At 68.0% G+C, this 21,274-nt stretch carries 23 protein-coding genes; 17 read left to right on the plus strand and 6 right to left on the minus strand.

The annotated features are described in order from the left end of the window. Positions 1–4: 4 nt before the first annotated feature. Together LVB87_RS12065 and LVB87_RS12070 are read right to left on the minus strand one after the other, a co-directional pair. Entirely contained in the window at positions 5–2,380 is a 2,376-nt protein-coding gene (locus LVB87_RS12065; RefSeq protein WP_232898203.1) for a 3-hydroxyacyl-CoA dehydrogenase/enoyl-CoA hydratase family protein, read from the minus strand. 60 nt (positions 2,381–2,440) lie between these two features. Beyond that, complete coding sequence (locus tag LVB87_RS12070) at positions 2,441–3,061, minus strand: TetR family transcriptional regulator (RefSeq protein ID WP_232898204.1); 621 nt, start codon at positions 3,059–3,061, stop codon at positions 2,441–2,443. A gap of 212 nt (positions 3,062–3,273) precedes the next feature. Between LVB87_RS12070 and ndk the strand changes: the two genes are divergently transcribed. The 11 genes from ndk to LVB87_RS12125 all read left to right on the plus strand — a co-directional run bounded on the left by ndk (position 3,274) and on the right by LVB87_RS12125 (position 13,812). Beyond that, entirely contained in the window at positions 3,274–3,699 is a 426-nt protein-coding gene (ndk, locus tag LVB87_RS12075) for a nucleoside-diphosphate kinase (RefSeq protein ID WP_232898205.1), read from the plus strand. Then, a complete protein-coding gene (gene rlmN / locus LVB87_RS12080) occupies positions 3,696–4,856 on the plus strand; it encodes a 23S rRNA (adenine(2503)-C(2))-methyltransferase RlmN (RefSeq protein WP_232898206.1) in 1,161 nt (386 codons plus the stop codon). Before ndk ends, rlmN begins: the two co-directional genes overlap by 4 nt. Continuing rightward, on the plus strand, positions 4,843–5,658 hold the full coding sequence (pilW, locus tag LVB87_RS12085; protein ID WP_232898207.1) for a type IV pilus biogenesis/stability protein PilW: 816 nt from the start codon (positions 4,843–4,845) through the stop codon (positions 5,656–5,658). Before rlmN ends, pilW begins: the two co-directional genes overlap by 14 nt. After that, a complete protein-coding gene (locus tag LVB87_RS12090) occupies positions 5,655–6,479 on the plus strand; it encodes a RodZ domain-containing protein (protein WP_232898208.1) in 825 nt (274 codons plus the stop codon). Before pilW ends, LVB87_RS12090 begins: the two co-directional genes overlap by 4 nt. Before the next feature lie 90 nt (positions 6,480–6,569). Next, positions 6,570–7,211: a tetratricopeptide repeat protein gene (locus LVB87_RS12095; protein WP_232898209.1), complete on the plus strand. Its 642-nt coding sequence runs from the start codon at positions 6,570–6,572 to the stop codon at positions 7,209–7,211. After that, a complete protein-coding gene (gene bamB, locus LVB87_RS12100) occupies positions 7,211–8,410 on the plus strand; it encodes an outer membrane protein assembly factor BamB (protein WP_232898210.1) in 1,200 nt (399 codons plus the stop codon). The genes LVB87_RS12095 and bamB overlap by 1 nt, the downstream gene beginning before the upstream one ends. A 7-nt stretch (positions 8,411–8,417) precedes the next feature. Then, a complete protein-coding gene (der, locus tag LVB87_RS12105) occupies positions 8,418–9,821 on the plus strand; it encodes a ribosome biogenesis GTPase Der (RefSeq protein ID WP_232898211.1) in 1,404 nt (467 codons plus the stop codon). Beyond that, positions 9,818–10,393, plus strand: a complete 576-nt coding sequence (locus tag LVB87_RS12110; protein WP_232898212.1) for a molybdenum cofactor guanylyltransferase — start codon at positions 9,818–9,820, stop codon at positions 10,391–10,393. Before der ends, LVB87_RS12110 begins: the two co-directional genes overlap by 4 nt. After that, on the plus strand, positions 10,393–11,613 hold the full coding sequence (glp, locus tag LVB87_RS12115; protein ID WP_232898213.1) for a gephyrin-like molybdotransferase Glp: 1,221 nt from the start codon (positions 10,393–10,395) through the stop codon (positions 11,611–11,613). The genes LVB87_RS12110 and glp overlap by 1 nt, the downstream gene beginning before the upstream one ends. A 33-nt stretch (positions 11,614–11,646) precedes the next feature. Continuing rightward, positions 11,647–12,774 (plus strand): molybdopterin-synthase adenylyltransferase MoeB, encoded by a 1,128-nt coding sequence (gene moeB / locus LVB87_RS12120; protein ID WP_232898214.1) that lies wholly within the window; start codon positions 11,647–11,649, stop codon positions 12,772–12,774. Positions 12,775–12,801: 27 nt separating this feature from the next. Continuing rightward, positions 12,802–13,812 (plus strand): DUF2272 domain-containing protein, encoded by a 1,011-nt coding sequence (locus LVB87_RS12125; RefSeq protein ID WP_232898215.1) that lies wholly within the window; start codon positions 12,802–12,804, stop codon positions 13,810–13,812. A 1-nt stretch (position 13,813) separates the two neighbouring features. On the opposite strand, the gene LVB87_RS12130 is transcribed toward LVB87_RS12125, so the two are convergent. Genes LVB87_RS12130 through LVB87_RS12140 form a run of 3 tightly spaced genes read right to left on the minus strand, consistent with a single transcriptional unit; the run spans position 13,814 to position 15,113 of the window. Further along, positions 13,814–14,011 (minus strand): hypothetical protein, encoded by a 198-nt coding sequence (locus LVB87_RS12130; protein ID WP_232898216.1) that lies wholly within the window; start codon positions 14,009–14,011, stop codon positions 13,814–13,816. After that, complete coding sequence (locus LVB87_RS12135; RefSeq protein ID WP_232898217.1) at positions 14,008–14,802, minus strand: alpha/beta fold hydrolase; 795 nt, start codon at positions 14,800–14,802, stop codon at positions 14,008–14,010. Before LVB87_RS12135 ends, LVB87_RS12130 begins: the two co-directional genes overlap by 4 nt. Further along, the gene (locus LVB87_RS12140; protein WP_232898218.1) at positions 14,799–15,113 is read right to left on the minus strand and encodes a DUF1244 domain-containing protein; all 315 of its coding nucleotides are present in this window, start codon (positions 15,111–15,113) and stop codon (positions 14,799–14,801) included. Before LVB87_RS12140 ends, LVB87_RS12135 begins: the two co-directional genes overlap by 4 nt. An 88-nt stretch (positions 15,114–15,201) precedes the next feature. Between LVB87_RS12140 and folD the strand changes: the two genes are divergently transcribed. The 5 genes from folD to tadA all read left to right on the plus strand — a co-directional run bounded on the left by folD (position 15,202) and on the right by tadA (position 20,176). Further along, the gene (folD, locus tag LVB87_RS12145; protein ID WP_232898219.1) at positions 15,202–16,077 is read left to right on the plus strand and encodes a bifunctional methylenetetrahydrofolate dehydrogenase/methenyltetrahydrofolate cyclohydrolase FolD; all 876 of its coding nucleotides are present in this window, start codon (positions 15,202–15,204) and stop codon (positions 16,075–16,077) included. A 41-nt stretch (positions 16,078–16,118) separates the two neighbouring features. Continuing rightward, complete coding sequence (gene guaB / locus LVB87_RS12150; protein WP_232898220.1) at positions 16,119–17,576, plus strand: IMP dehydrogenase; 1,458 nt, start codon at positions 16,119–16,121, stop codon at positions 17,574–17,576. Between the two features lie 4 nt (positions 17,577–17,580). Beyond that, complete coding sequence (guaA, locus tag LVB87_RS12155; protein WP_232898221.1) at positions 17,581–19,152, plus strand: glutamine-hydrolyzing GMP synthase; 1,572 nt, start codon at positions 17,581–17,583, stop codon at positions 19,150–19,152. Positions 19,153–19,268: 116 nt separating this feature from the next. Next, entirely contained in the window at positions 19,269–19,688 is a 420-nt protein-coding gene (locus tag LVB87_RS12160) for a YciI family protein (RefSeq protein WP_232898222.1), read from the plus strand. Further along, a complete protein-coding gene (gene tadA / locus LVB87_RS12165; RefSeq protein WP_232898223.1) occupies positions 19,688–20,176 on the plus strand; it encodes a tRNA adenosine(34) deaminase TadA in 489 nt (162 codons plus the stop codon). Before LVB87_RS12160 ends, tadA begins: the two co-directional genes overlap by 1 nt. Here the strand turns inward: tadA and LVB87_RS12170 are convergent, their stop codons facing one another. Beyond that, positions 20,177–20,632, minus strand: a complete 456-nt coding sequence (locus LVB87_RS12170) for a DUF2721 domain-containing protein (RefSeq protein WP_232898224.1) — start codon at positions 20,630–20,632, stop codon at positions 20,177–20,179. Between the two features lie 69 nt (positions 20,633–20,701). Here LVB87_RS12170 and orn point away from each other — a divergent pair, with 69 nt between their 5' ends. Continuing rightward, positions 20,702–21,274, plus strand: coding sequence for an oligoribonuclease (orn, locus tag LVB87_RS12175; RefSeq protein WP_232898225.1), 573 nt, complete (start codon positions 20,702–20,704; stop codon positions 21,272–21,274).

The raw sequence follows: 21,274 nt of genomic DNA on the forward strand, positions 1-21,274 counted from the left end.
GGGGTCAGTTCCTGAGCGGCTTGCCGGTCTTCAGCATGTGCGCGATGCGTTCCTGGGTCTTCGGCATCTGTGCGAGCGCGACGAAGTGTTCGCGTTCCAAACGCAGCAGCCAGTCCTCGTCGACGAGCGCACCGCGGTCGACTTCCCCACCGCACAACACGGTGGCGATACGCGAGGCGATCTCGTAGTCGTAGGGCGAGATGAAACGGCCCTCGAGCATGTTGACGAGCAGCATCTTGAAGGTCGCGATGCCGACATCGCCCGCGACCTGGATGCGGCGCGCGGGCAGGGGCGGGCGGTAGCCGGATTCGGCCAGCGCACGCGCCTGGGCACGCGCGACGTGCAGCAGCTCGAACGAATTGAACACGACGAGGTCGTCCTCGCGTGCGAGTTTGAGCTGCTTGCCTTCCATCGCGGACGTGGACACCTTGCCCATCGCCACGCTTTCGAAGGCGGTCTTGAGCTGCGCGAACACATCGCCGCCCGGGCCCGCGGCCTCGGACGCACGCACCGCGAGTTCCTTCAGGCCACCGCCCGCGGGCAGCAGGCCGACGCCGGCTTCGACCAGGCCGATGTAGCTTTCGAGCGAAAACACGCTGCGCGCCGAATGCATCTGGAATTCGCAGCCGCCACCAAGCGCGAGGCCCCGCACGGCGGCGACCACCGGCACGAGCGAATACTTGATGCGTTGGCTGGTGGCCTGGAAGTTCGCGACCATCGCTTCGAAGCCCGCGACGTCGCCCGCCTGCAGCAGGCCGAGCGCACCGGCGAGGTCCGCGCCGGCGGAGAAGGGCTCCTTCGGTTGCCAGATCACCAGGCCGCGGAAATCCCGTTCGGCGATCGCCACCGCTTCCTGCAAGCCCGCCAGCACCTGGTCGTTGACCGTCTGCATCTTGGTCTTGAAGCCGACCACCGCGATGTCGTCGCCTTCGTCCACCCACATGCGCACGCCATCGTTCTCGAACACGGTGCGGCCCTGCGAGAACTTCTCGCCGAGCAGCGCATCGGGGAAGCGCTGGCGCGCGTACACCGGATTGTCGGAGCGCGGCACGATCGCGTTGCGCGCGGGGCTGTAGCTGCCGTTCGGCGCATGCACGCCGTCGCGACCGTCGAACACCCAATCGGGCAGGGGTGCATTGCTCATCGCCTTGCCGGCGACGATGTCCTCGGCGATCCAATCGGCCACCTGCTTCCAGCCTGCGGCCTGCCAGCTTTCGAACGGACCCATCGACCAGCCGTAGCCCCAGCGGATCGCGAAGTCGACGTCGCGCGCGGTGTCGGCGATGTCGGCCAGGTGGAAGGCGCTGTAGTGGAAGGTGTCGCGGAAGCAGGCCCACAGGAACTTCGCCTGCGGGTGTTCGCTGGCGCGCAGGGCTGCGAACTTCTTCGCGGGGTCGCGTTCCTTCAGCAGCGCGGCGACTTCGGCATCGAGTTCACCGGCGCTCGGCCGGTAATCCTGTGCCGCGAGATCCAGCACGAGGATGTCCTTGCCGCGCTTGGTGTAGAAACCCGCGCCGGTCTTCTGCCCGAGCGCGCCCTTGGCCACCAGCGCCTCCAACCACGCGGGCGCGGCGAAGTACTGGTGCCACGGATCGTTCGGCAGCGTATCGGCCATCGTCTTGATGACGTGCGCCATGGTGTCCAGGCCGACGACGTCGGCCGTGCGATACGTGGCCGACTTCGGACGCCCGATCGCCGGGCCCGTCAGCGCATCGACCGTATCGAAGCCCAGGCCGCATTCGACCGTGTGGTGCATCGCCGCCAGCATCGAGAACACGCCGATGCGATTGCCGATGAAGTTCGGCGTGTCCTTCGCATAGACCACGCCCTTGCCGAGCGTGGTAACGAGGAAGGTTTCCAGGCCCGCGAGGATGGCGGGCTCCGTCGTGGTCGCGGGGATCAACTCCGCCAGGTGCATGTAGCGCGGCGGGTTGAAGAAATGCACGCCGCAGAAGCGATGGCGCAGGGCTTCGGGCAACACACCGGCGAGGGCATTGATGCCCAGGCCCGAGGTGTTGCTCGCGAGCACGGCGTGCTCCGGCACGAAGGGCGCGATCTTCTTGTACAGGTCCTGCTTCCAGTCCATGCGTTCGGCGATCGCTTCGATCACCAGGTCGCAGCCGCGCAGCAGTTCCAAGCCGGTGTCGTAGTTCGCCGGGACGATGCGATCGGCCAAGGCCTTGTCGGCGAGCGGGGCGGGGCTGAGTTTCGCGAGGTTGGCGATGGCCTTGGCGGCGATGCCGTTGGGATCGCCTTCCTTCGCGGCCAGGTCGAACAGCACCGTATCCACGCCTGCATTGGTCAGTTGGGCCGCGATCTGGGCCCCCATGACACCGGCGCCGAGCACCGCAGCGCGGCGCACAAGCAAGTTCTTAGACATGTGTTCCAAATCCTTGAAAGGTAAGCGTATTCCAGCGTGACTTGATAAACCGCTTGAACTTCAGCGGCGGAAGCCGGCGGCAGCGAATCGAATGAGCTCGTGCGCGGCGTGTTCGCGGTGCGCGGCCTCGGACACGCCGGCCGGCCGCTTGATCAGGCCGAAGTCGGCCATCGCATAGGTGAGTGCGCCGGAGAGGAAGTCCAGGCGCCAGTACAACGCTTCCTTCGTCAGGCCCGGGATGGCGGCCGCGATCGCCTTGCCGAATTCGCGCAGCACGTGGCCGTACTGGTCGGACAGGAATTTGCGCAGACTGTCGTTCTTCTCGGCGTAAGCGCGTGCGACGACGCGGATGAACGCACCCCCGCCATGGCGGTCCTGCGCCATCGCCAGCGCCGGTTCGACGAAGGCGGCGAGGATCGGTTCGAGTTCGCCGGGATGTTCCTTGACGGCCGCTTTCAACGCGGTCAGCCGCCGCTCGCTCATTTCGTCCATGCGCCGGCGGAAGACCTCGTTCACGAGGTTTTCCTTGCTGCCGAAGTGGTAGTTGACCGCGGCGATGTTGACGTCCGCGCGGCTGGTGACCTGACGCAGCGACGTGCCGGCGAAGCCGTGCTGCGCGAACAATTCCTCGGCGGCGCCGAGGATGCGGTCCTTGGTGGAGAAGTGGACGGTCGTAGGCATTTCAAACACCCGGTTCAAACGGCCGTTCGATCCTAGTCCGTACGCTTGAGTATCGTCAAATGCGGAATGCGTTCCACGCGTGCATCGTGGGCGTGCGCACGTTAGAATCGCCGCCAGCCATATCGGCTAAACCCGCGTTCCAACGCGGGTTTTCTGTTATCCTCGGGCCCGCGCGCACGTCGCGCTGCCCGCCTTGCCCGGAGAATTTCCCCATGGCGCTGGAGCGCACCCTGTCCATCATCAAGCCCGATGCCGTTGCCAAGAACGTCGTCGGCGAAATCTATTCCCGCTTCGAGAAGAACGGCCTGAAGGTCGTCGCCGCGAAGATGAAGCAGTTGTCGAAGCAGGAAGCCGAAGGTTTCTACGCCGTGCACCGCGAGCGTCCGTTCTTCGGCGCGCTGGTGAACTTCATGATCTCCGGCCCGGTGATGATCCAGGTGCTGGAAGGCGACAGCGCCGTCCTGAAGAACCGCGACCTGATGGGCGCCACCAATCCGAAGGACGCCGCGCCGGGCACCATCCGCGCCGACTTCGCCGACTCCATCGACGCCAACGCCGTGCACGGTTCGGACTCGATCGAGAACGCCGCGATCGAAGTCGCGTACTTCTTCCCGGCCACGGACGTCTACGCCCGTTGAGCGCCGTGAACGCGATCGCCGCCAAGCAGAACCTGCTCGACCTCGATCGCGAGGGACTGGAGCGCTTCTTCGCCGACACGCTCGGCGAGAAGCGCTTCCGCGCCCACCAGGTGATGAAGTGGATCCACCACCGCTACGTCACCGACTTCAACGACATGACCGACCTCGGCAAGGCGCTGCGCGCCAAGCTCGAGGAACACGCTGAAATCCTCGTGCCGAAGGTGCAGTTCGAAAAGCCTTCGGCCGACGGCACGCACAAGTGGCTGCTCGGCATGGATGGCGGCAACGCCATCGAAACGGTGTTCATCCCCGACAAGGGCCGCGGCACGCTGTGCGTCTCCTCGCAGGTGGGCTGCGCGCTCAACTGCCAGTTCTGTTCCACCGCCACGCAAGGCTTCAACCGCAACCTGTCCACCGCCGAGATCGTCGGCCAGGTGTGGGTGGCCGCGAAGCACCTGGGCAACGTGCCGCACCACCAGCGCAAGCTCACCAACGTCGTGATGATGGGCATGGGCGAGCCGCTGGCGAACTTCGACAACGTCGTGCGCGCGATGAGCGTGATGCGCGACGACCTCGGCTTCGGCCTGGCCAACAAGCGCGTCACGCTGTCCACCGCGGGGATGGTGCCGATGATCGACAAGCTGGGCGAGGTGAGCGACGTCTCGCTCGCCGTCTCGCTGCATGCGCCGAACGACGAGCTGCGCAGCGAGCTGGTGCCGCTCAACAAGAAGTACCCGATCGAAGAGCTGATGGCCTCGTGCGTGCGTTACGCCACGCGCAAGAAGGGCATCTCGATCACCTTCGAATACACGCTGATGAAGGGTGTCAACGACCAGCTGCAGCATGCCAAGCAGCTGGCGCGCCTGATGCACAAGTTCGACAATGCCGTGCAGATGAAGGACGCGGCCAAGGTCAACCTGATTCCGTTCAATCCCTTCCCGGGCACGAAGTTCGAGCGCTCGCCGGAAGAAGACATCCGCGCCTTCCAGAAAACCTTGCAGGAGGCGCGCGTGCTCGCGACCGTGCGTCGCACCCGGGGCGACGACATCGACGCCGCCTGCGGACAATTGAAGGGGCAGGTGCTCGACCGCACCCGCAGGCAGGCGGCCTTCCGCCGCCACCTGGCCGAACAGGGGATCGGCGATGCGGCGGCTTGACGTCGTCGCACTCGCTCTGCTCGTGGCCCTGGGCGGGGCCGGTTGTTCGCGCGTTGCTTTCATCAAGACCGACCCATCGCGCGGGGACTTCGAGCGCACCACCGATCCGGTCGTCGTGCACGACACGGACAAGACCCGCAATGCCGATATCGCGCGCACCTCGCTCGACCTCTCGCAGCAGCGCCTGTCCGAAGGCAACCTGGCCGCCGCCGAGGACTACGCAAACAAGGCGCTGAAAGCCGATCCGAATTCCGGCGACGCTTACACCATGCTCGCCGTCATCGCGGACGAGCAGGGCAAGGACGACGCCGCGGGTGCTTATTACAAGCGCGCGACCGAACTCGAACCCAGCGGCAACACCTACAACAATTACGGCACCTGGCTGTGCGCGAAGAACCGCTCGGCCGAGTCGCTGGGCTGGTTCGACCAGGCGCTCACCGACCCGTCCTACACCACGCCGGCCGCCGCGCTCGCCAATGCGGGCCGCTGCGCGCTCGACGCGGGCCAGGCCGACCGGGCGCAGCGCGACCTGCACAAGGCGATTGCGCTGGAGCCCGCCAATCCGGTGGCGCTCGATGCACTTGCGCGCACTGCGTACAGCGCCGGCCAGTACATGGATGCCCGCGCGTTCTCCGAGCGCCGGCTCGCCGCGGCCCCGGCCACGGCCGAAGCGCTACAACTTGCGTCACAGATCGAAGACAAACTCGGCGACAGTGCCGCGGCGGCACGCTACGTTCGCCGCCTGAGGGAGGAGTTCCCCGGCGCTTCGCAGGGGAATGCACGGGGATCGAAGTCGCCATGACCGGTTCGAACGAGTTCGTGTCCGAGAGCGGGGTCGGCCAGCGCTTGCGCACTGCGCGCGAGAAGCAGGGGCTTTCGCTCGAGGAAGTCGCATCGCGCCTGAAGATGCCCAGGAGCGTGGTGCAGTCGTTGGAAGACGAAGACTGGAGTCGCCTCGGCGCGCCGGTGTTCGTGCGCGGCCAGTTGCGCAGTTACTCGCGCCTGCTCGGCCTGGTGACCTCCACCACGATCGCCGCCTCGGGCCTGGCGCCCGTCGAACCCACCAAGCTCGAACCGCGCAGCTATACGCCGCGCATGACGCGCCTGTTCGAACAGGGCACGCGCCGCCTCGTCTATATCGTGCTCACCGCCGCGATCGTCGTGCCGGTGTGGCTGGCGACCAAACCGCACCTGACCGGGCACAACGAGCCGGCCACCGTGCAGTCGCTCGACGCCCCCGCCGATGCCGTGCGCAAGCTCGGCGATGCGCAGCCGGCCACGCCGGTGCGCCCGGCCTCCGAGCAGGCCCCCGTGGTCGCCTCGATGACACCCAACCTCGCACCGCGCCCCTCCGCGAGCGCCGCGCTGGTGCTGCGTTTTTCGGGCGACAGCTGGGTGCAGGTGCAGGCGCCCGACGGGCGCACGCTCGAGAAGGGCCTGCTTCCGGCGGGCACCTCGCGCAGCTATGCCGCGGGCGAAGTCGGCCGCGTCACGCTGGGCAATGCATCGGCCGTTGTGGTGCAGCAGGGCGATCGCCCGCAGGACCTGACGCCCTTCCGCCGCGCGAACGTCGCGCGCTTTACGGTATCCTCTGACGGCTCCCTGGCGCCGGTTCGCGACTGACGAACGGAACCTGGGCCGCGCAAGCCGGTCTGCACGGTGGTGCGACACGCGGCTGCGTGCGCAATCCGCATTCCCCCACTTTGAGGCAGCATGGCGATCGACGACCTGCTCGATGAGCACGAACAAAGCGAACGCGTCCGCGGTTGGTTGCGACAGAACGGAGCCGGGCTGTTCGCCGGCGTGGTGCTCGGCCTGGGCGTCATCGCCGGCTGGCAGTGGTGGCAGGCGCGCCAGCTGGGCCAGCAGGCCCAAGCCGGGCTCCAGTACGCCGCCGTCGTTTCCAGCCTGAAGGCGAACAACCTCGGCCAGGCGAAGGCGGTGTCTTCCGCGCTCGCCTCCACCGGCACCGATTACGCCGCGCTCGCGGCCATGCAGGTCGCCCGCGCGCAGATCGACGGTGAAGACCGCGACGGCGCCATCGCCACGCTGCGTGGCGTGCAGACGAAGAATCCCGCCATCACCGCCGTCGTCAACGCGCGCCTGGCGCGCCTGCTGCTCGACGCGGGCAAGCCGAAGGACGCGCTCGCGCTGCTCGGCGACAAGCCCGACGGTGCCGCCGCCATCGAAGCCCGCGGCGATGCGCTGTTCGCGCTCGGCCGCACCGATGAAGCGCGCACTGCGTACACGCAGGCGATGTCCAAGCTGGATGTCGCGACGCCGCAGCGTCGCCTCGTCGAACTCAAGCTCATCCAGGTCGGCGGAAGCCCGGCCCGTCCGGAGACCCGCGGCTGATGAAGTTCCAGACCACTTTGAAGCGCACCGCCATCGTGTTTGCGTGCGTCGTCGCGCTCGCCGGCTGCAAGACCGTCGGCGGCTGGTTCGGCGCCGATCCCGCGAAGCATGCGCAAGACCCCGCCGAACTCACCGACATCACGCCCACCGTCAAGGTGCAGAAGATGTGGTCGGTCGGCGTGGGCAAGGGCGAAGACAAGATCGGCGTGCGCCAGGGCCCGGTGGTGGCCGACGGCCATGTCTACGCAGCGGCGATCCGCGGCGGCGTGCACGCCTTCGACCTGCAGACCGGTGCGAAGGTGTGGACGTGGGAACCGGAGAAGGTCAAGCACAAGGATCCGATCCGCCTGTCCGGCGGTCCGGGTGCCGGCGGCGGCCTGGTCGTCATCGGCGGCCTCGACGGTGAGGTCATCGCGCTGGATGCCGCCAACGGCACGCTGAAGTGGCAGGCGAAGGTCGGCTCCGAAGTGATCGCCGCGCCGGTCGTCGGCGATGGCCTGGTCCTCGTGCACAGCATCGACGGCCGCATCACCGCGTTCGGCGTGGAAGACGGCAAGCGTCGCTGGTTCTACCAGCGCGATTTGCCGCCGCTCACCGTGCGCGGCAACGACAGCGTGCTGCTCGGCCCGGGCTTCGTGTTCGTCGGCAACGACGACGGCAGCGTGGTCGCGCTCGCCGAACAGGACGGCCGCCTGCTGTGGGAACAGGCCGTCGCGCAGCCGGAAGGCCGCAGCGAACTCGATCGCATGGCCGACGTCGACGGCACGCCCGTGCTCGACGGCACTACGGTTTACGCCACCAGCTTCAAGCGCCAGACCATGGCCATCGACGGCCCGACCGGCCGCCCGCTGTGGCAGAAGGACAACGGCGGCGCCGGCCGCGTCGGCAATGCGAGCGATCGCATCGTCGTGTCCGATCCGGCGGGCACCGTGTGGGCGATCGACAAGTCCAGCGGCGGCGCCTTGTGGTCGCAGCCCGCGCTCGCGCGCCGCAGCCTGACGGGCGTGGCGGTGCAGGGCGACTACGCGGTCGTCGGTGACTACGACGGCTACGTGCACTGGCTGCGCCTGGACACCGGTGCGATCGCCGCGCGTGCGCGCGTCGGCGGCGATGCAGTGAAGGCGGCTCCCGTCGTCGCGGACGGCGTGCTGCTCGTGCAGAACATCGACGGCAAAGTCACCGCGTTCCGGCTGCAGTAACGCAGTCGTGCTTCCTCTCGTCGCACTCGTCGGTCGCCCCAATGTCGGCAAGTCGACGCTGTTCAATGCACTGACGCGCTCGCGCGACGCCCTGGTCCATGACGAACCGGGCGTCACGCGCGATCGCAATTACGGCGTGTGCCGCCTGGAACCCGAACGCCCGTTCGTGCTCGTCGATACCGGCGGCATCGCGGGCGTCGACGAAGGCCTCGCCGGCGCCACCGCGCGCCAGTCGCGCGCCGCGGCCGAAGAAGCCGACCTGATCCTGTTCATCGTCGACGGCCGCGAAGGCCCGTCGGCGTTGGACGACGACATCCTCGCGTGGCTGCGCAAGGTCGACACGCCGACCTTCCTGGTCGTCAACAAGACCGACGGCCTCGACACGCAGACCGCGCTCGCCGAATTCGCGCGCTACGGCATCAAGCACGTGTTGGGCGTGTCGTCCGCGCACAGGACCGGCCTGGACACGCTGCTGGCGAACACGCTCGCGGCGCTGCCGAAGGACGGCGACACGCAGATCCTCGACGACGATCCGGAGCGCATGCGCATCGCCTTCGTCGGTCGCCCGAACGTGGGCAAGTCGACGCTGGTCAACCGCATCCTCGGCGAGGAACGCATGATCGCCTCCGACGTGCCGGGCACCACGCGCGATTCCATCGCCGTGGACCTGGAACGCGACGGGAAGAAGTACCGCCTGATCGACACCGCCGGCCTGCGTCGTCGCGGCCGCGTGGAGGAAGCGGTGGAGAAGTTCTCCATCGTCAAGACGCTGCAGGCGATCGAGCAGTGCCAGGTCGCCGTGATCATGCTCGACGCCTCCGAAGGCGTGACCGAGCAGGACGCGTCCGTGCTGGGCGCCGTGCTCGACGCCGGCCGGGCGCTCGTCGTCGCGGTGAACAAGTGGGACCACCAGACCGACTACCAGCGCCAGCAGACCGAGACGCTGCTCGCGCGCAAGCTGTCCTTCGTCGAGTGGGCCGAAGCGGTGCGCATCTCCGCGCTGCATGGCTCGGGCCTGCGCGAACTGTTCAAGGCGATCCACCGCGCGCATGCGTCGGCGACGCACAAGTTCGCGACCGCCGAGATCACGAAAGCGCTCGAGATCGCCTACGAAACCAATCCACCGCCGGTCGTGCGCGGGCATGTGGCCAAGCTCCGCTTCGCGCATCCGGGCGGCGAGAACCCGCCGACCTTCATCGTCCACGGCACGCGCCTGCGCACGCTGTCGGACAGCTACCGCCGTTATCTCGAAAACTTCTTCCGCAAGCGCTTCAAGCTCGTCGGCACGCCGGTGCGTTTCGTCTTCAAGGAAGGCGACAACCCGTACAAGGACAAGCCGAAGAACGCGCTGACCGAGCGCCAGGTCGCCAAGAAGCGCCGCCTGATGCGGCACGTCAAACGCGGCAAGTGAACACCGCCATCGCGCGCGAGGCCCTGACGCTCGGCGTGCTCGCGGGCGGGCAGGGAACGCGCCTGGGCGGCTGCGACAAGGCCTGGATCGTGCGCGATGGCATTCCGCAGGTGCAGCGGCTCGCGCAACGCTTCGAACCTGATGTCGCCTGCGTGCTGGTGAGTGCGAACCGTGATCCCGCACGCCATGCGGCGCTCGGCCTGCAAGCCGTCGCCGACCGCCTGCCGGGCCACGGGCCACTCGGCGGCCTCGACGCACTGGCCGCCGCATGCACCACGCCGTGGCTGCTCACCGTTCCCGTCGACCTCGTGTTCGTCAACGACTGCCTCGTGCCGACGCTCGTCGCCGCAGGCGGGCAGGGCGCGAGCGTGGAAGACGAAGACGGGCCGCAACCGCTCGTCGCGCTCTGGAACGTTGCGGCGCTGCGCGATGCGTTGCGCTTCGACGACGACCTCTCGGTGCAAGGCCTGCAAGCGCGCCTGCACATGCCGCGCATCAAGCTGGCCGGCGTGCGGTTCGGCAACCTCAACACCTTCGACGACCTCACCCACGCCGGCGCGAACCTGCCCTGATGCGCGACGACATTCCCACGCAACTCCTGTTCGACGACGCAGCCGCGATCATCGACCGCGTCGCGCACGCGCGCCGCCTGCCGGCCGAGCGCCTGGCGCTCGCGCGCATCCACGGACGCATCGCCGCGCAGGACGCGCATGCGCCGATCGCTTTGCCATCGTTCGACAACAGCGCGATGGATGGCTACGCGGTGCGCCACGCCGACCTCGCGCGGGAAGGCGACACGTCCCTGCAACTGGTGGGCGAACAGTTCGCCGGCCGCGCGCTCGGGTTGCGCGCTGCGCAGGGGCAATGCATCCGCATCACCACCGGCGCACCGATGCCCGAAGGCGCGGACACCGTCGTCGTCCGCGAAGTCGTGCGCGTGGAAGGCGATCGCGTCGTCGTGCCCGCCGGCATCGCCTCTGGCGCCAACGTGCGCCTGGCGGGCGAAGACGTGCGCGTGGGCGACGGCGTTCTCCAGGCAGGACACGTGCTCACGCCCGCGCGCGTGGCCACGCTCGCTTCGCTCGGCATCGACGCCTTGTCGGTCGCCTCGCGTCCCACCGTTGCGGTCTTCACCACGGGCGACGAGTTGGTCCCGCCCGGAATGCCGCTCGCGCCCGGACAGATCCACGACAGCAACCGTGAGTTGCTGATGGGCCTGTTGCGCGCCGATGGCCTGGAGCCCACCGCCTGGCCCGTGTTGCCGGATGATCCCGCGCGCCTGCAATCCATGTTGCTGGATGCGGCATCGAGCTTCGATGTCGTGATCACCTGCGGCGCGGTCTCGGCGGGCGAAAAGGACCACATCCCCGCGCTGCTCGATGCGCACGGCCAGGTGCATTTCTGGAAGGTGCGCATGAAGCCCGGCATGCCGCTGCTGTTCGGTGCGCTGGATCGCGCGTTGTTCCTGGGGTTGCCCGGCAATCCGGTGTCCGTGTTCGCCACGTACGCGACGTTGGGCCGCCGCCTGCTCGACGGTTTGCAGGGGCGCGGTGAGCCGCGGCGTCGCTGGCGCGCGCGACTGTCGACGCCGATCGCGAAGCCGCATGCACGCCGCGAATTCATGCGCGGCAGGCTCGAAGCGGGCGAGGACGGCGTGCTGCATGTCGCACCCGACGCCGCCACCGGCTCGCACCGCCTCCATGCCGCCGCGCAGGCGGATGCCCTGATCGTCGTGCCGGAGGGGCCGCAATCGCTGCCCGTCGGCGCCGTCGTCGACGTCCTGCCTTACTGAATCGCTTCACGCGGCCCAAGCGATAATCCCCGCATGTCCACGCACGAACGCACCCCCACCGAAGCGCTCGCACGGCAACGCGCCGGCGCGCAGTTGATCGACGTCCGCGACGCGCACGAACGCGCACTCGGCATGGCGCAGGGCGCACGCGGCATCGCGCGCGCGGACCTGGAAGCCGATGCGGACACGCACATCCCCGATCGCGAAGCCGAAGTCCTGCTGATCTGCCAGAGCGGGCGCCGCTCGCAGTTCGCGGCCGAAGCGCTGCGCGCGCGCGGCTATCGCAACGTCGCATCCGTGGTCGGCGGCACGATGGCCTGGTCGGACGCGGGCCTGCCGATGGATGCGCCGCAGCTCGACGAAGATTTCAGCGAACGCTATTCGCGCCACCTGCGCCTCCCCGAAGTCGGACTGGCCGGGCAGAAGCAACTCGAAGCGGCAACGGTGCTGGTGATCGGCGCCGGTGGGCTCGGTTCGCCGGTGGCGTATTACCTCGCGGCGGCGGGCATCGGCACGCTGCGCATCGCCGACGACGATGTCGTGGAGCGCAGCAACCTGCAACGCCAGATCCTGCACACCGATGCGCGCATCGGCATGCCGAAGGTCGCCTCCGCGCACGCCGCGCTGTCCGCGCTCAATCCGCGCACGCGCATCGAGACCGTCGAAGAACGCGTGACCTCGGAGAACGTCGAGCGCCTGCTCGAAGGCGTCGATGTGGTCGTCGACGGCGCCGACAACTTCCCCGTGCGCTACCTGCTCAACGATGCCTGCGTGAAGCTCGGCAAGCCGCTGGTCTATGGCGCGGTGCATCGGTTCGAAGGACAGGCGAGCGTGTTCGATGCGGGCCGCCACCGCGGCTCGGCGCCTTGCTATCGCTGCCTGTTCCCGGAACCGCCGCCGCCGGAAGCCGCCCCTAATTGTGCGGAAGCCGGCGTGCTCGGCGTGGTGCCCGGCATCGTGGGGCTGCTGCAGGCCACCGAGGTCCTCAAGCTCGTGCTCGGCGTCGGAGAAAGCCTGCGCGGCCGCTTGCTGCACATCGACGCGATGGGCCTGCGTTTCCGCGAAACGCGGCTGTCGCCCGATCCCGAATGCCCGGTGTGTCCGCCCGGGCGTGATTTTCCCGGTTACATCGATTATGCGAGGTTCTGCGCCGGGGGCTGATCGGCCCCGAGAGGGAAGGGGGTCGACATGGATCGTGTCGTTGTAACGCATTGGCAAGCAGTACTGTTGTTGCTCGCATTCGCCGGATGGGGCACGGCGCATGCGGCCGGACCCTGCGATGCAGCCGCGCCACCCGCCACCACCTGGGGCCAACGCGTCGCCGCTGCGGCCTGCGCCGAATCGCGGCTGTGGTTCTCGCCCTTCCTCGACGACAAGGGTCGCCTGGCCAGCATCTCCATCGGCGAGGCGGAGAGCGCGCGCCTGGCCGACCAGCAGACGCCTGCGTGGCGGCGCGTCGTCCAGTACTGGCAGGGGAGCGGCCTGTTGCCCTCGATGTCCGCGCGGCCGGGCGCGACCGATTGCAACGCACCGGATGCATGGCCCACGTCGGCCGAATGTCGCGCGTTCGTCGTGGATACGCCCTGGTCGGCGGTGTTCGTGTCGTATGCCTACCTGCGCGCCGGCATCCCGGGGTTTGCTCCGGCGGCGAGCCACATCGATTTCGTTCGGCAGGCGCTTCGCAATGACGGCTTTTCGCCGCTGCGCTTCGCCGATCCCGACACCGAAGCACCGGCCGTGGGCGACCTGCTGTGCTTCACGCGCGGCTTGTCGGCGCCGATGGGCGCGTCGGGTATCCGCAATTACATCGCGAAGGGCGGTGGTGGCCTGGCGATGCATTGCGACATCGTCGTCGACGTGAACGCCGCGGGCGATGGCCGCATGTACACCATCGGCGGCAACGTGCTGCAGGGCGTCACGCTGCGCACGCTGCACGTCAACAAGAGCGGCACGATCTGGCAGCTTCCCCGCAAGGGCGAATCCTTCCTGTGCCAACCCGGCGACGACGCTGGGTGCACGTTCAATCGCCAGGATTGGGTGGCGCTGCTCAAGCTCGAGCCGAAGGCCGCGGCGCCCGCGCCGCAGGGCGTGCCGTGCTGCACGGCCTGCTCGCTGCCGATGCCGCCCGGCATGAAGCGTTGCCCGGTCACGCCGTCGGCCGAACCGCTCGTGCAGCCCGCCGTGCCGACGACGCCCTGACTCAGGCGTCCGGCGCGCGGTGCTTCGGCCGGGGCTTCTGGCGCGGATCCACCTGCACGCCGAGCACGACGTTGCAGTGGATGCACGAGAAGGTCAGGCAACGCCCCTTGGTCTGATCGTCGACCGTGGCCACGGCGCTTTCGATGCGCACGTGCAACACGCGCTTGCCGCACTTCGGGCATTCGCCGTGGTTGATCACGGCAGCGCGACCGCCGAACCGACGAACGTCGACAACGTCTTCGCATAGGTGCGATCGGTGGCCACCGTCGAATGGTCCGCGCGCGGCAGGTTCAACACCTGCGGCGCGTGCGGGAGCGATGCGATGAGCTGGTCGGTGCTCGATGCGGGCACGACATCGTCGCGACCGGCGCGCACGATCAGCAGCGGGCCCTGGTACTTCGCGAGATAGTCGGCCTGGTCGTAGCGATCCTGCAGGATCCACTTCACGGGCAGCCACGGGTAATGCGCCTGCGCGACATTGGCCATGCTGTCGAACGGCGTGACCAGCACGAGCTTGGCGACGGGCCGCTTCGATGCGACATAGCTCGCCACCGCGCTGCCCAGGCTGCGTCCGATCACCACGATGCGCGCGTGCGGTTGCCGCGCCTGCACCTGGTCGAACACGGCGAGCGCGTCTTCGAGGATGTCCGCCTGCGTCGGCGTACCTTCGCTTGCGCCGTAGCCACGGTAGGGAACGAGGTAGGTGCTGCTGTTCGGGAACCACTTCGCGAAGTCTTCGCGACGATCCTCGATGCGCTCGGAATTGCCGCCGAAATACAGCACGGCGCCCGGCTGTCCGATGTTCACCAGCCAGCCGTTGAGCATCACGCCGTTGCGCGCGATGCCGAAGTCCGTCTGCTTCGCGTCGGCCTTGGTTTCCTGCGGCAGGTAGAGCATGTCGCGCTGCTTGGCGTACATCCAGCCGCACACGCCGGCGTAGGTGAGCACGGGCGTGGCCACGAGCGCGGCGACGAGCAACTTCTTCTTCATGGCTGCACTCCCTTGCGTTGCGCGGCTTCGAAGGCCGCGAGTTGTTCGGCGGTCGCGTCGCGTTGGTGTTTTTCCTTCCAGCGGGCGAAGGGCTCGCCGTAGATGGCTTCGCGCGCTTCGTCCTTCGTCATGCCGATGCCGCGCTGTTCGGCGGCTTCACGGTACCAGTCGGCCAGGCAGTTGCGGCAGAAACCGGCCGTGATCATCAGGTCGATGTTCTGCACCTCGGGCCGCTCGTGCACGAGGTGGGCGATGAGGCGGCGGAAGGCCGCGGCCTCGATCTGGGTGGTTTCGAAATCCTCTGTCGACATGGGGCGATTCCAAATTCGATGTCGCGAGGCTACAACGGGTCGGCAATAATGCGCAGCCGCACTCCAGCACAGATCCGGTGGCCCTCGCATGACGACCGCATCAGCAGCCCGCATCCTCGATGGCAAGCGCATCTCGGAGGACCTCCTCGAGACGCTCGCCGGGCGGGTCGCGGCCCGGGTGGCCGCCGGCAAGCCGCGTCCGGGGCTGGCGGTGGTGCTGGTCGGCAACGATCCGGCCTCCGCGGTGTATGTCCGGAACAAACGGCGCGCGGCGGAAAAGGTGGGCATCCGGGCCATCGACTACGACCTGCCGGCCGATACCTCCGACGCCGAGCTGCTCGCCCTCGTGGACCGCCTCAACGCCGATCCCGAGGTGCACGGCATCCTGCTCCAGCTGCCCTTGCCGGACCGGCGCGACGCCACCGAGCTGATCCATCGCATCGACCCCCGCAAGGACGTCGACGGCTTCCACCCCGAGAACGTCGGCCACCTGGCGCTGCGTCAGTTCGGCCTGCGGCCCTGCACGCCGCGCGGCATCACGACCCTGCTGGCCTATACCGACCGCCCCGTGCGCGGCGCGAGCGCGACGATCGTGGGGGTCTCCAACCACGTCGGCCGCCCGATGGCGCTGGAGCTGCTCATCGCCGGCTGCACCACCACCTGCTGCCACAAGTTCACCCCGCCGGAGGTCCTGAAGGCCGCGGTGCAGGGCGCCGACATCCTCGTCGTCGCCGTCGGCCGCCCGGGCCTGATCCCCGGCGACTGGGTGAAGCCGGGCGCCGTGGTCATCGACGTGGGCATCAATCGCCTCGAAGACGGGCGCTTGGTCGGCGACGTGGGCTTCGAAGCGGCTGCGCAGCGAGCCAGCTGGATCACGCCGGTCCCCGGCGGGGTCGGGCCGATGACCGTTGCGACACTCATGCAGAACACTCTGGAGGCGGCAGAGGCATCGGACGGCGGCTGATCCGGGTTATCATTACGCGCTTCCCGCAAACGGGTAGCCCAATGCTCCGCATCCAGGCCGAAGCGCTCACCTACGACGACGTCTCGCTCGTCCCCGCGCACTCCGTCGTCCTTCCCAAAGACGTCTCGCTCGCCACGCGCCTCACGCGCAACCTGCGCCTGAACCTCCCGATCGTGTCCGCCGCCATGGACACCGTCACCGAAGCACGCCTCGCAGTCACCATGGCGCAACTCGGCGGCATCGGCATCCTGCACAAGAACATGTCGGTCGGTCGCCAGGCGGCGGAAGTCGCGCGGGTGAAGACCTTCGAAGCCGGCGTCATCAAGGAGCCCTTCACCGTCGGGCCCGACGCGACGATCGGCGAAGTGCTGCGCCTCACGCGCGCACGCAACATCTCCGGTGTTCCGGTCGTCGACGGCGGCCAGCTGGTCGGCATCGTCACCGGGCGCGACATGCGCTTCGAGAAGAAGCTCGACGATCCGGTCCGCCACATCATGACCAAGAAGGATCGCCTCATCACCGTGCGCGAAGGCGCCAGCGATGACGAAGTGCTGCAACTGCTGCACAAGCACCGCATCGAAAAGGTGCTGGTGGTCAACGACGAATTCGCCTTGCGCGGCCTGATCACCGTCAAGGACATCCAGAAGAAGCAGGACAATCCGAACGCCGCCTACGACCCGAGCGAACGCCTGCTCGTCGGCGCGGCGGTCGGCGTCGGCGGCGATACCGAACAACGCATCGAAGCGCTCGTCGCCGCGGGCGTGGACGTGATCATCGTCGACACCGCGCACGGCCATTCGCAGGGCGTGCTCGATCGCGTGGCATGGGCGAAGAAGCGCTTCCCGAAGCTCGACGTCATCGGCGGCAACATCGTCACCGGCGATGCAGCGCTCGCGCTGATGGACGCCGGTGCCGACGCGGTGAAGGTCGGCGTCGGGCCCGGTTCGATCTGCACCACGCGCATTGTCGCCGGTGTCGGCGTGCCGCAGGTCACCGCGATCGACATGGTCGCCGAAGCATTGCAGGATCGAATTCCGCTGATCGCCGACGGCGGCATCCGCTACTCGGGCGACATCGGCAAGGCGATCGTCGCCGGCGCGTCGAGCGTGATGATCGGCGGTCTGTTCGCCGGCACCGAGGAATCGCCGGGCGAAACCGAACTGTTCCAGGGCCGCAGCTACAAGAGCTACCGCGGCATGGGCTCCCTCGGCGCGATGGAGAAGGGGTCGAAGGACCGCTACTTCCAGGACGCGAGCGACGCCGACAAGCTCGTCCCCGAAGGCATCGAAGGCCGCGTGCCGTACCGCGGCCCGCTCAGCGGCGTGGTGCACCAACTCGCGGGCGGCCTGCGCGCGACGATGGGCTACGTCGGCTGCGCGACGATCGAAGAGATGCGCGTGAAGCCGTCCTTCGTGAAGGTGACCGCCGCCGGCACGCGCGAGTCGCACGTGCACGACGTGCAGATCACCAAGGAACCGCCGAACTACCGCGCCTCGTGACCCAATGACCCACGACATCCATCGCGACAAGATCCTCATCCTCGACTTCGGCGCGCAGTACACGCAGCTCATCGCGCGTCGCATCCGCGAACTCGGCGTCTACTGCGAAATCTGGGCGTGGGACCACGACCCGGCGGAAATCGCGAAGTTCGGCGCGAAGGGCATCATCCTCTCCGGTGGCCCGGAATCCACGACGCTGCCGGGCGCGCCGCGCGCACCGCAGGAAGTCTGGGACAGCGGCCTGCCGCTGCTCGGCATCTGCTACGGCATGCAGACGATGGCTGCGCAGCTCGGTGGCTCCACCGAAGCCGCGGACCAGCGCGAGTTCGGCCACGCGACGGTGGAAGTCATTGCGCACGATTCGCTGTTCGAAGGCCTGAAGGACCATCCGGGCGCACCGCCGCGCCTGGACGTGTGGATGAGCCACGGCGACCATGTCGCCACCGCGCCGCCGAACTTCATCGTCACCGCGCGCACCGATCGCATCCCCGTCGCCGCGATGGCCGACGAAGCGCGCCGCTGGTACGGCGTGCAGTTCCATCCCGAAGTCACGCACACCAAGCAGGGGCAGGCGCTGCTGCGCCGCTTCGTCGTCGACATCTGCGGCTGCGCGACGCTGTGGAACGCGGCCAACATCATCGACGACCTGGTCGCGCGCGTGCGCGCGCAGGTCGGTTCGGACGAAGTGATCCTGGGCCTGTCCGGCGGCGTGGATTCCTCCGTGGTCGCCGCGCTGCTGCACAGGGCCATCGGCGAACAGCTGACCTGCGTGTTCGTCGACACCGGCCTGCTGCGCTTCGAGGAAGGCGACCAGGTGATGGCGATGTTCGCCCAGCACATGGGCGTCAAAGTCGTGCGCGTGGATGCGGCCGATCGCTACTTCGCCAAGCTCGCCGGCGTCCAGGACCCGGAAGCCAAGCGCAAGATCATCGGCAACCTGTTCGTCGACATCTTCGACGAAGAGTCGGCCAAGCTGCGCAACGCCAAGTGGCTCGCGCAGGGCACCATCTATCCCGACGTGATCGAGTCGGCCGGCAGCAAGACCGGCAAGGCGCACGTCATCAAGTCGCACCACAACGTGGGCGGCCTGCCGGAGCACATGAAGCTCGGCCTGGTCGAACCGTTGCGCGAACTGTTCAAGGACGAAGTGCGTCGCCTGGGTGTCGAACTCGGCCTGCCGCACGCGATGGTCTATCGCCATCCGTTCCCGGGCCCCGGCCTGGGCGTGCGCATCCTGGGTGAAGTGAAGCCGGAGTACGCGGAGCTGCTCGCGAAGGCCGACCACATCTTCATCGACGAACTGCGCAAGGCGAACCTGTACGACAAGGTGAGCCAGGCCTTCGCCGTGTTCCTGCCGGTGAAGTCGGTGGGCGTGGTGGGCGATGCGCGTGCGTACGAATGGGTCATCGCGCTGCGCGCGGTGGAAACCATCGACTTCATGACGGCGCACTGGGCGCACCTGCCGCACGAGTTCCTCGGCATGGTGTCCAACCGCATCATCAACGAACTGCGCGGCGTTTCGCGCGTGGTCTACGACATCAGCGGCAAGCCGCCGGCGACGATCGAGTGGGAGTAGGGCGGCCGCCGTCCGACGAACGGTAGCCGCACGATGTCGATTTGACCTGCGCTCATTCGTCGTCCAATGAGAAGGCCAATGGGGCCTGCTCGAAGAGGAGACAGACGATGAGAGTCATGGTGTTCGCGAAAATCACCGAAGACATCGACATGACCGCGCCGCCCACGCCCGAAGCGCTGGAAGCCTTCGAGGCGATGGACCGCTTCAACGAGGAGCTTGTCCAGGCCGGCGTCTTCGTGGCCGGTGCGGGCCTGAAGTGGGGCGCCGACGCCAGGTGCATCGCGTACGACGGCGCCGAGCAGATCGTCACCGACGGCCCGTTTGCCGAATCGCGCGAGTTGATCGCCGGCTTCTCGATCTGGGAGGTCAAGGACATGGACGAGGCCCTGGCATGGGCGAAGCGTTCCCCCACGAGCGGCAAGGGCGAGATCGAAATCCGCCCCTTCTTCGAAGCCGCCGACCTCGGCGAGTTCGTCAGCCCCGAAGAGCTCGCGGCGCCTCGCAGCGGCGAGCGCGGGAAGCTCGGCGTCGCCTGATGACCGGAGCGGCCGCCACCGACGCCGACGTCGCCTGGATGCAACGCGCGCTCGCACTCGCCGAGCGCGCGGAGCACGAGGACGATGAAATCCCGGTTGGCGCGCTGCTGGTGTCCGCCGATGGCGAAGTGATCGGCGAAGGCTGGAACCGCAACATCACCGAGCGCGATCCTTCCGCACACGCGGAGATCGTGGCGCTGCGACAAGCCGGCGCACGCGTCGGCAACCACCGCCTGCTGGGCAGCACGCTCTACGTGACGCTGGAACCCTGCGCGATGTGCGCGATGGCGATGGTGCATGCGCGCGTGGCGCGCGTGGTGTTCGGCGCGAGCGATCCGAAGACGGGCGCGGCGGGCAGTGTGTTCGACCTGCTCGCCGATCCGCGGCACAACCATCGCGTCGAAGTGATCGGCGGCGTGCTCGCCGTCGAAGCGGGCACGCGCCTCACCAATTACTTTCGCAAGAAACGCGGCAAGCCCGCGCTCTGATCAGTTGCGCTTGCGGCGCATCTCCTGGTCCATCTCCAGATCGAAGCTGCGCACCGACAGGCTCACTTCGCTGCCCATCACGACGCTCGCGGCCAGCAACATCAATACGCCCACGATCGCCAGCGCCGTCGGCACGAAGCCGAGGCGAAAGCCGATGAAGGCATCCACCGCCAGCCCCAGACTCGTGCCCACGAAGGCACCCAGCGCGCCATAGAGCAGTTGGCAGGCGCGCAGCACCAGGTGCGCGCGGCGGCGGTGCCGTTCGATCTGGTCGTCGCGCTCGGCACGGTCGGGCGCATCGAATTCCCAGCTCACGATCAGCGCCCGCAGCCGGTCCACCACGCGCGCCAGCCGTGCATTGGCCGAAGTCAGCAGGGAGGCCGTGGCCGCCATGAGCAGGGCGGGGGCGAGCATGGCGGTCAGGATCGCGTAATGGGCGAGCGCGGACTGGAACAAACCGGACCTCGGCAAGGCGGGGAAAAGGCTGGGCTATGATGCGCCGTCCCTACAGGCACCGCGAGACCGATGGCGAAACACATGGAAAGTGAAGGCCGCTTGATCTGGATCGACCTGGAAATGACGGGCCTGGACACGGCCCGCGACTCGATCCTCGAAATCGCGACCATCGTGACGGACTCCAACCTGGAGGTCCTGGCCGAAGGCCCCGAACTTGCGATCGCGCATCCGCTCTCGGCCCTGGAGTCGATGGACGAGTGGAACCGCACGCAGCACCGCAAGTCCGGGCTGTGGCAGCGGGTGCTCGAAAGCCGCGTTTCCATGGAGTCGGCCGAGGCGCGCACGCTGGCGTTCCTCTCCGAATGGGTGCCGGCCAATGCCTCGCCCATGTGCGGCAATTCCATCTGCCAGGACCGGCGCTTCCTGCACCGGCTGATGCCGGCGCTCGAGAAGCACTTCCACTACCGCAACCTCGACGTCAGCACGATCAAGGAGCTGTCCCGCCGCTGGTCGCCCACGATCCTCAACGGCCTGCGCAAGCAGGCGGCCCATACGGCCCTGAGCGACGTGCGCGATTCCATCGCCGAGTTGGCCTACTATCGAAAGCACATGGGCCCCCTGGCGGGCCTGCCGACGGGGTAG

The sequence above is a fragment of the Lysobacter sp. KIS68-7 genome (assembly GCF_021284745.1).
Lineage (GTDB): Bacteria > Pseudomonadota > Gammaproteobacteria > Xanthomonadales > Xanthomonadaceae > Noviluteimonas.

Excerpts from the sequence above, each read along its gene's own strand:
- LVB87_RS12065 (WP_232898203.1), bottom strand. The coding sequence starts at position 2,380 with ATGTCTAAGAACTTGCTTGTGCGCCGCGCTGCGGTGCTCGGCGCCGGT.
- LVB87_RS12070 (WP_232898204.1), bottom strand. The coding sequence starts at position 3,061 with ATGCCTACGACCGTCCACTTCTCCACCAAGGACCGCATCCTCGGCGCC.
- ndk (WP_232898205.1), top strand. The coding sequence starts at position 3,274 with ATGGCGCTGGAGCGCACCCTGTCCATCATCAAGCCCGATGCCGTTGCC.
- pilW (WP_232898207.1), top strand. The coding sequence starts at position 4,843 with ATGCGGCGGCTTGACGTCGTCGCACTCGCTCTGCTCGTGGCCCTGGGC.
- LVB87_RS12090 (WP_232898208.1), top strand. The coding sequence starts at position 5,655 with ATGACCGGTTCGAACGAGTTCGTGTCCGAGAGCGGGGTCGGCCAGCGC.
- LVB87_RS12095 (WP_232898209.1), top strand. The coding sequence starts at position 6,570 with ATGGCGATCGACGACCTGCTCGATGAGCACGAACAAAGCGAACGCGTC.
- bamB (WP_232898210.1), top strand. The coding sequence starts at position 7,211 with ATGAAGTTCCAGACCACTTTGAAGCGCACCGCCATCGTGTTTGCGTGC.
- glp (WP_232898213.1), top strand. The coding sequence starts at position 10,393 with ATGCGCGACGACATTCCCACGCAACTCCTGTTCGACGACGCAGCCGCG.
- moeB (WP_232898214.1), top strand. The coding sequence starts at position 11,647 with ATGTCCACGCACGAACGCACCCCCACCGAAGCGCTCGCACGGCAACGC.
- LVB87_RS12125 (WP_232898215.1), top strand. The coding sequence starts at position 12,802 with ATGGATCGTGTCGTTGTAACGCATTGGCAAGCAGTACTGTTGTTGCTC.
- LVB87_RS12135 (WP_232898217.1), bottom strand. The coding sequence starts at position 14,802 with ATGAAGAAGAAGTTGCTCGTCGCCGCGCTCGTGGCCACGCCCGTGCTC.
- LVB87_RS12140 (WP_232898218.1), bottom strand. The coding sequence starts at position 15,113 with ATGTCGACAGAGGATTTCGAAACCACCCAGATCGAGGCCGCGGCCTTC.
- folD (WP_232898219.1), top strand. The coding sequence starts at position 15,202 with ATGACGACCGCATCAGCAGCCCGCATCCTCGATGGCAAGCGCATCTCG.
- guaB (WP_232898220.1), top strand. The coding sequence starts at position 16,119 with ATGCTCCGCATCCAGGCCGAAGCGCTCACCTACGACGACGTCTCGCTC.
- guaA (WP_232898221.1), top strand. The coding sequence starts at position 17,581 with ATGACCCACGACATCCATCGCGACAAGATCCTCATCCTCGACTTCGGC.
- LVB87_RS12160 (WP_232898222.1), top strand. The coding sequence starts at position 19,269 with ATGGTGTTCGCGAAAATCACCGAAGACATCGACATGACCGCGCCGCCC.
- tadA (WP_232898223.1), top strand. The coding sequence starts at position 19,688 with ATGACCGGAGCGGCCGCCACCGACGCCGACGTCGCCTGGATGCAACGC.
- orn (WP_232898225.1), top strand. The coding sequence starts at position 20,702 with ATGGCGAAACACATGGAAAGTGAAGGCCGCTTGATCTGGATCGACCTG.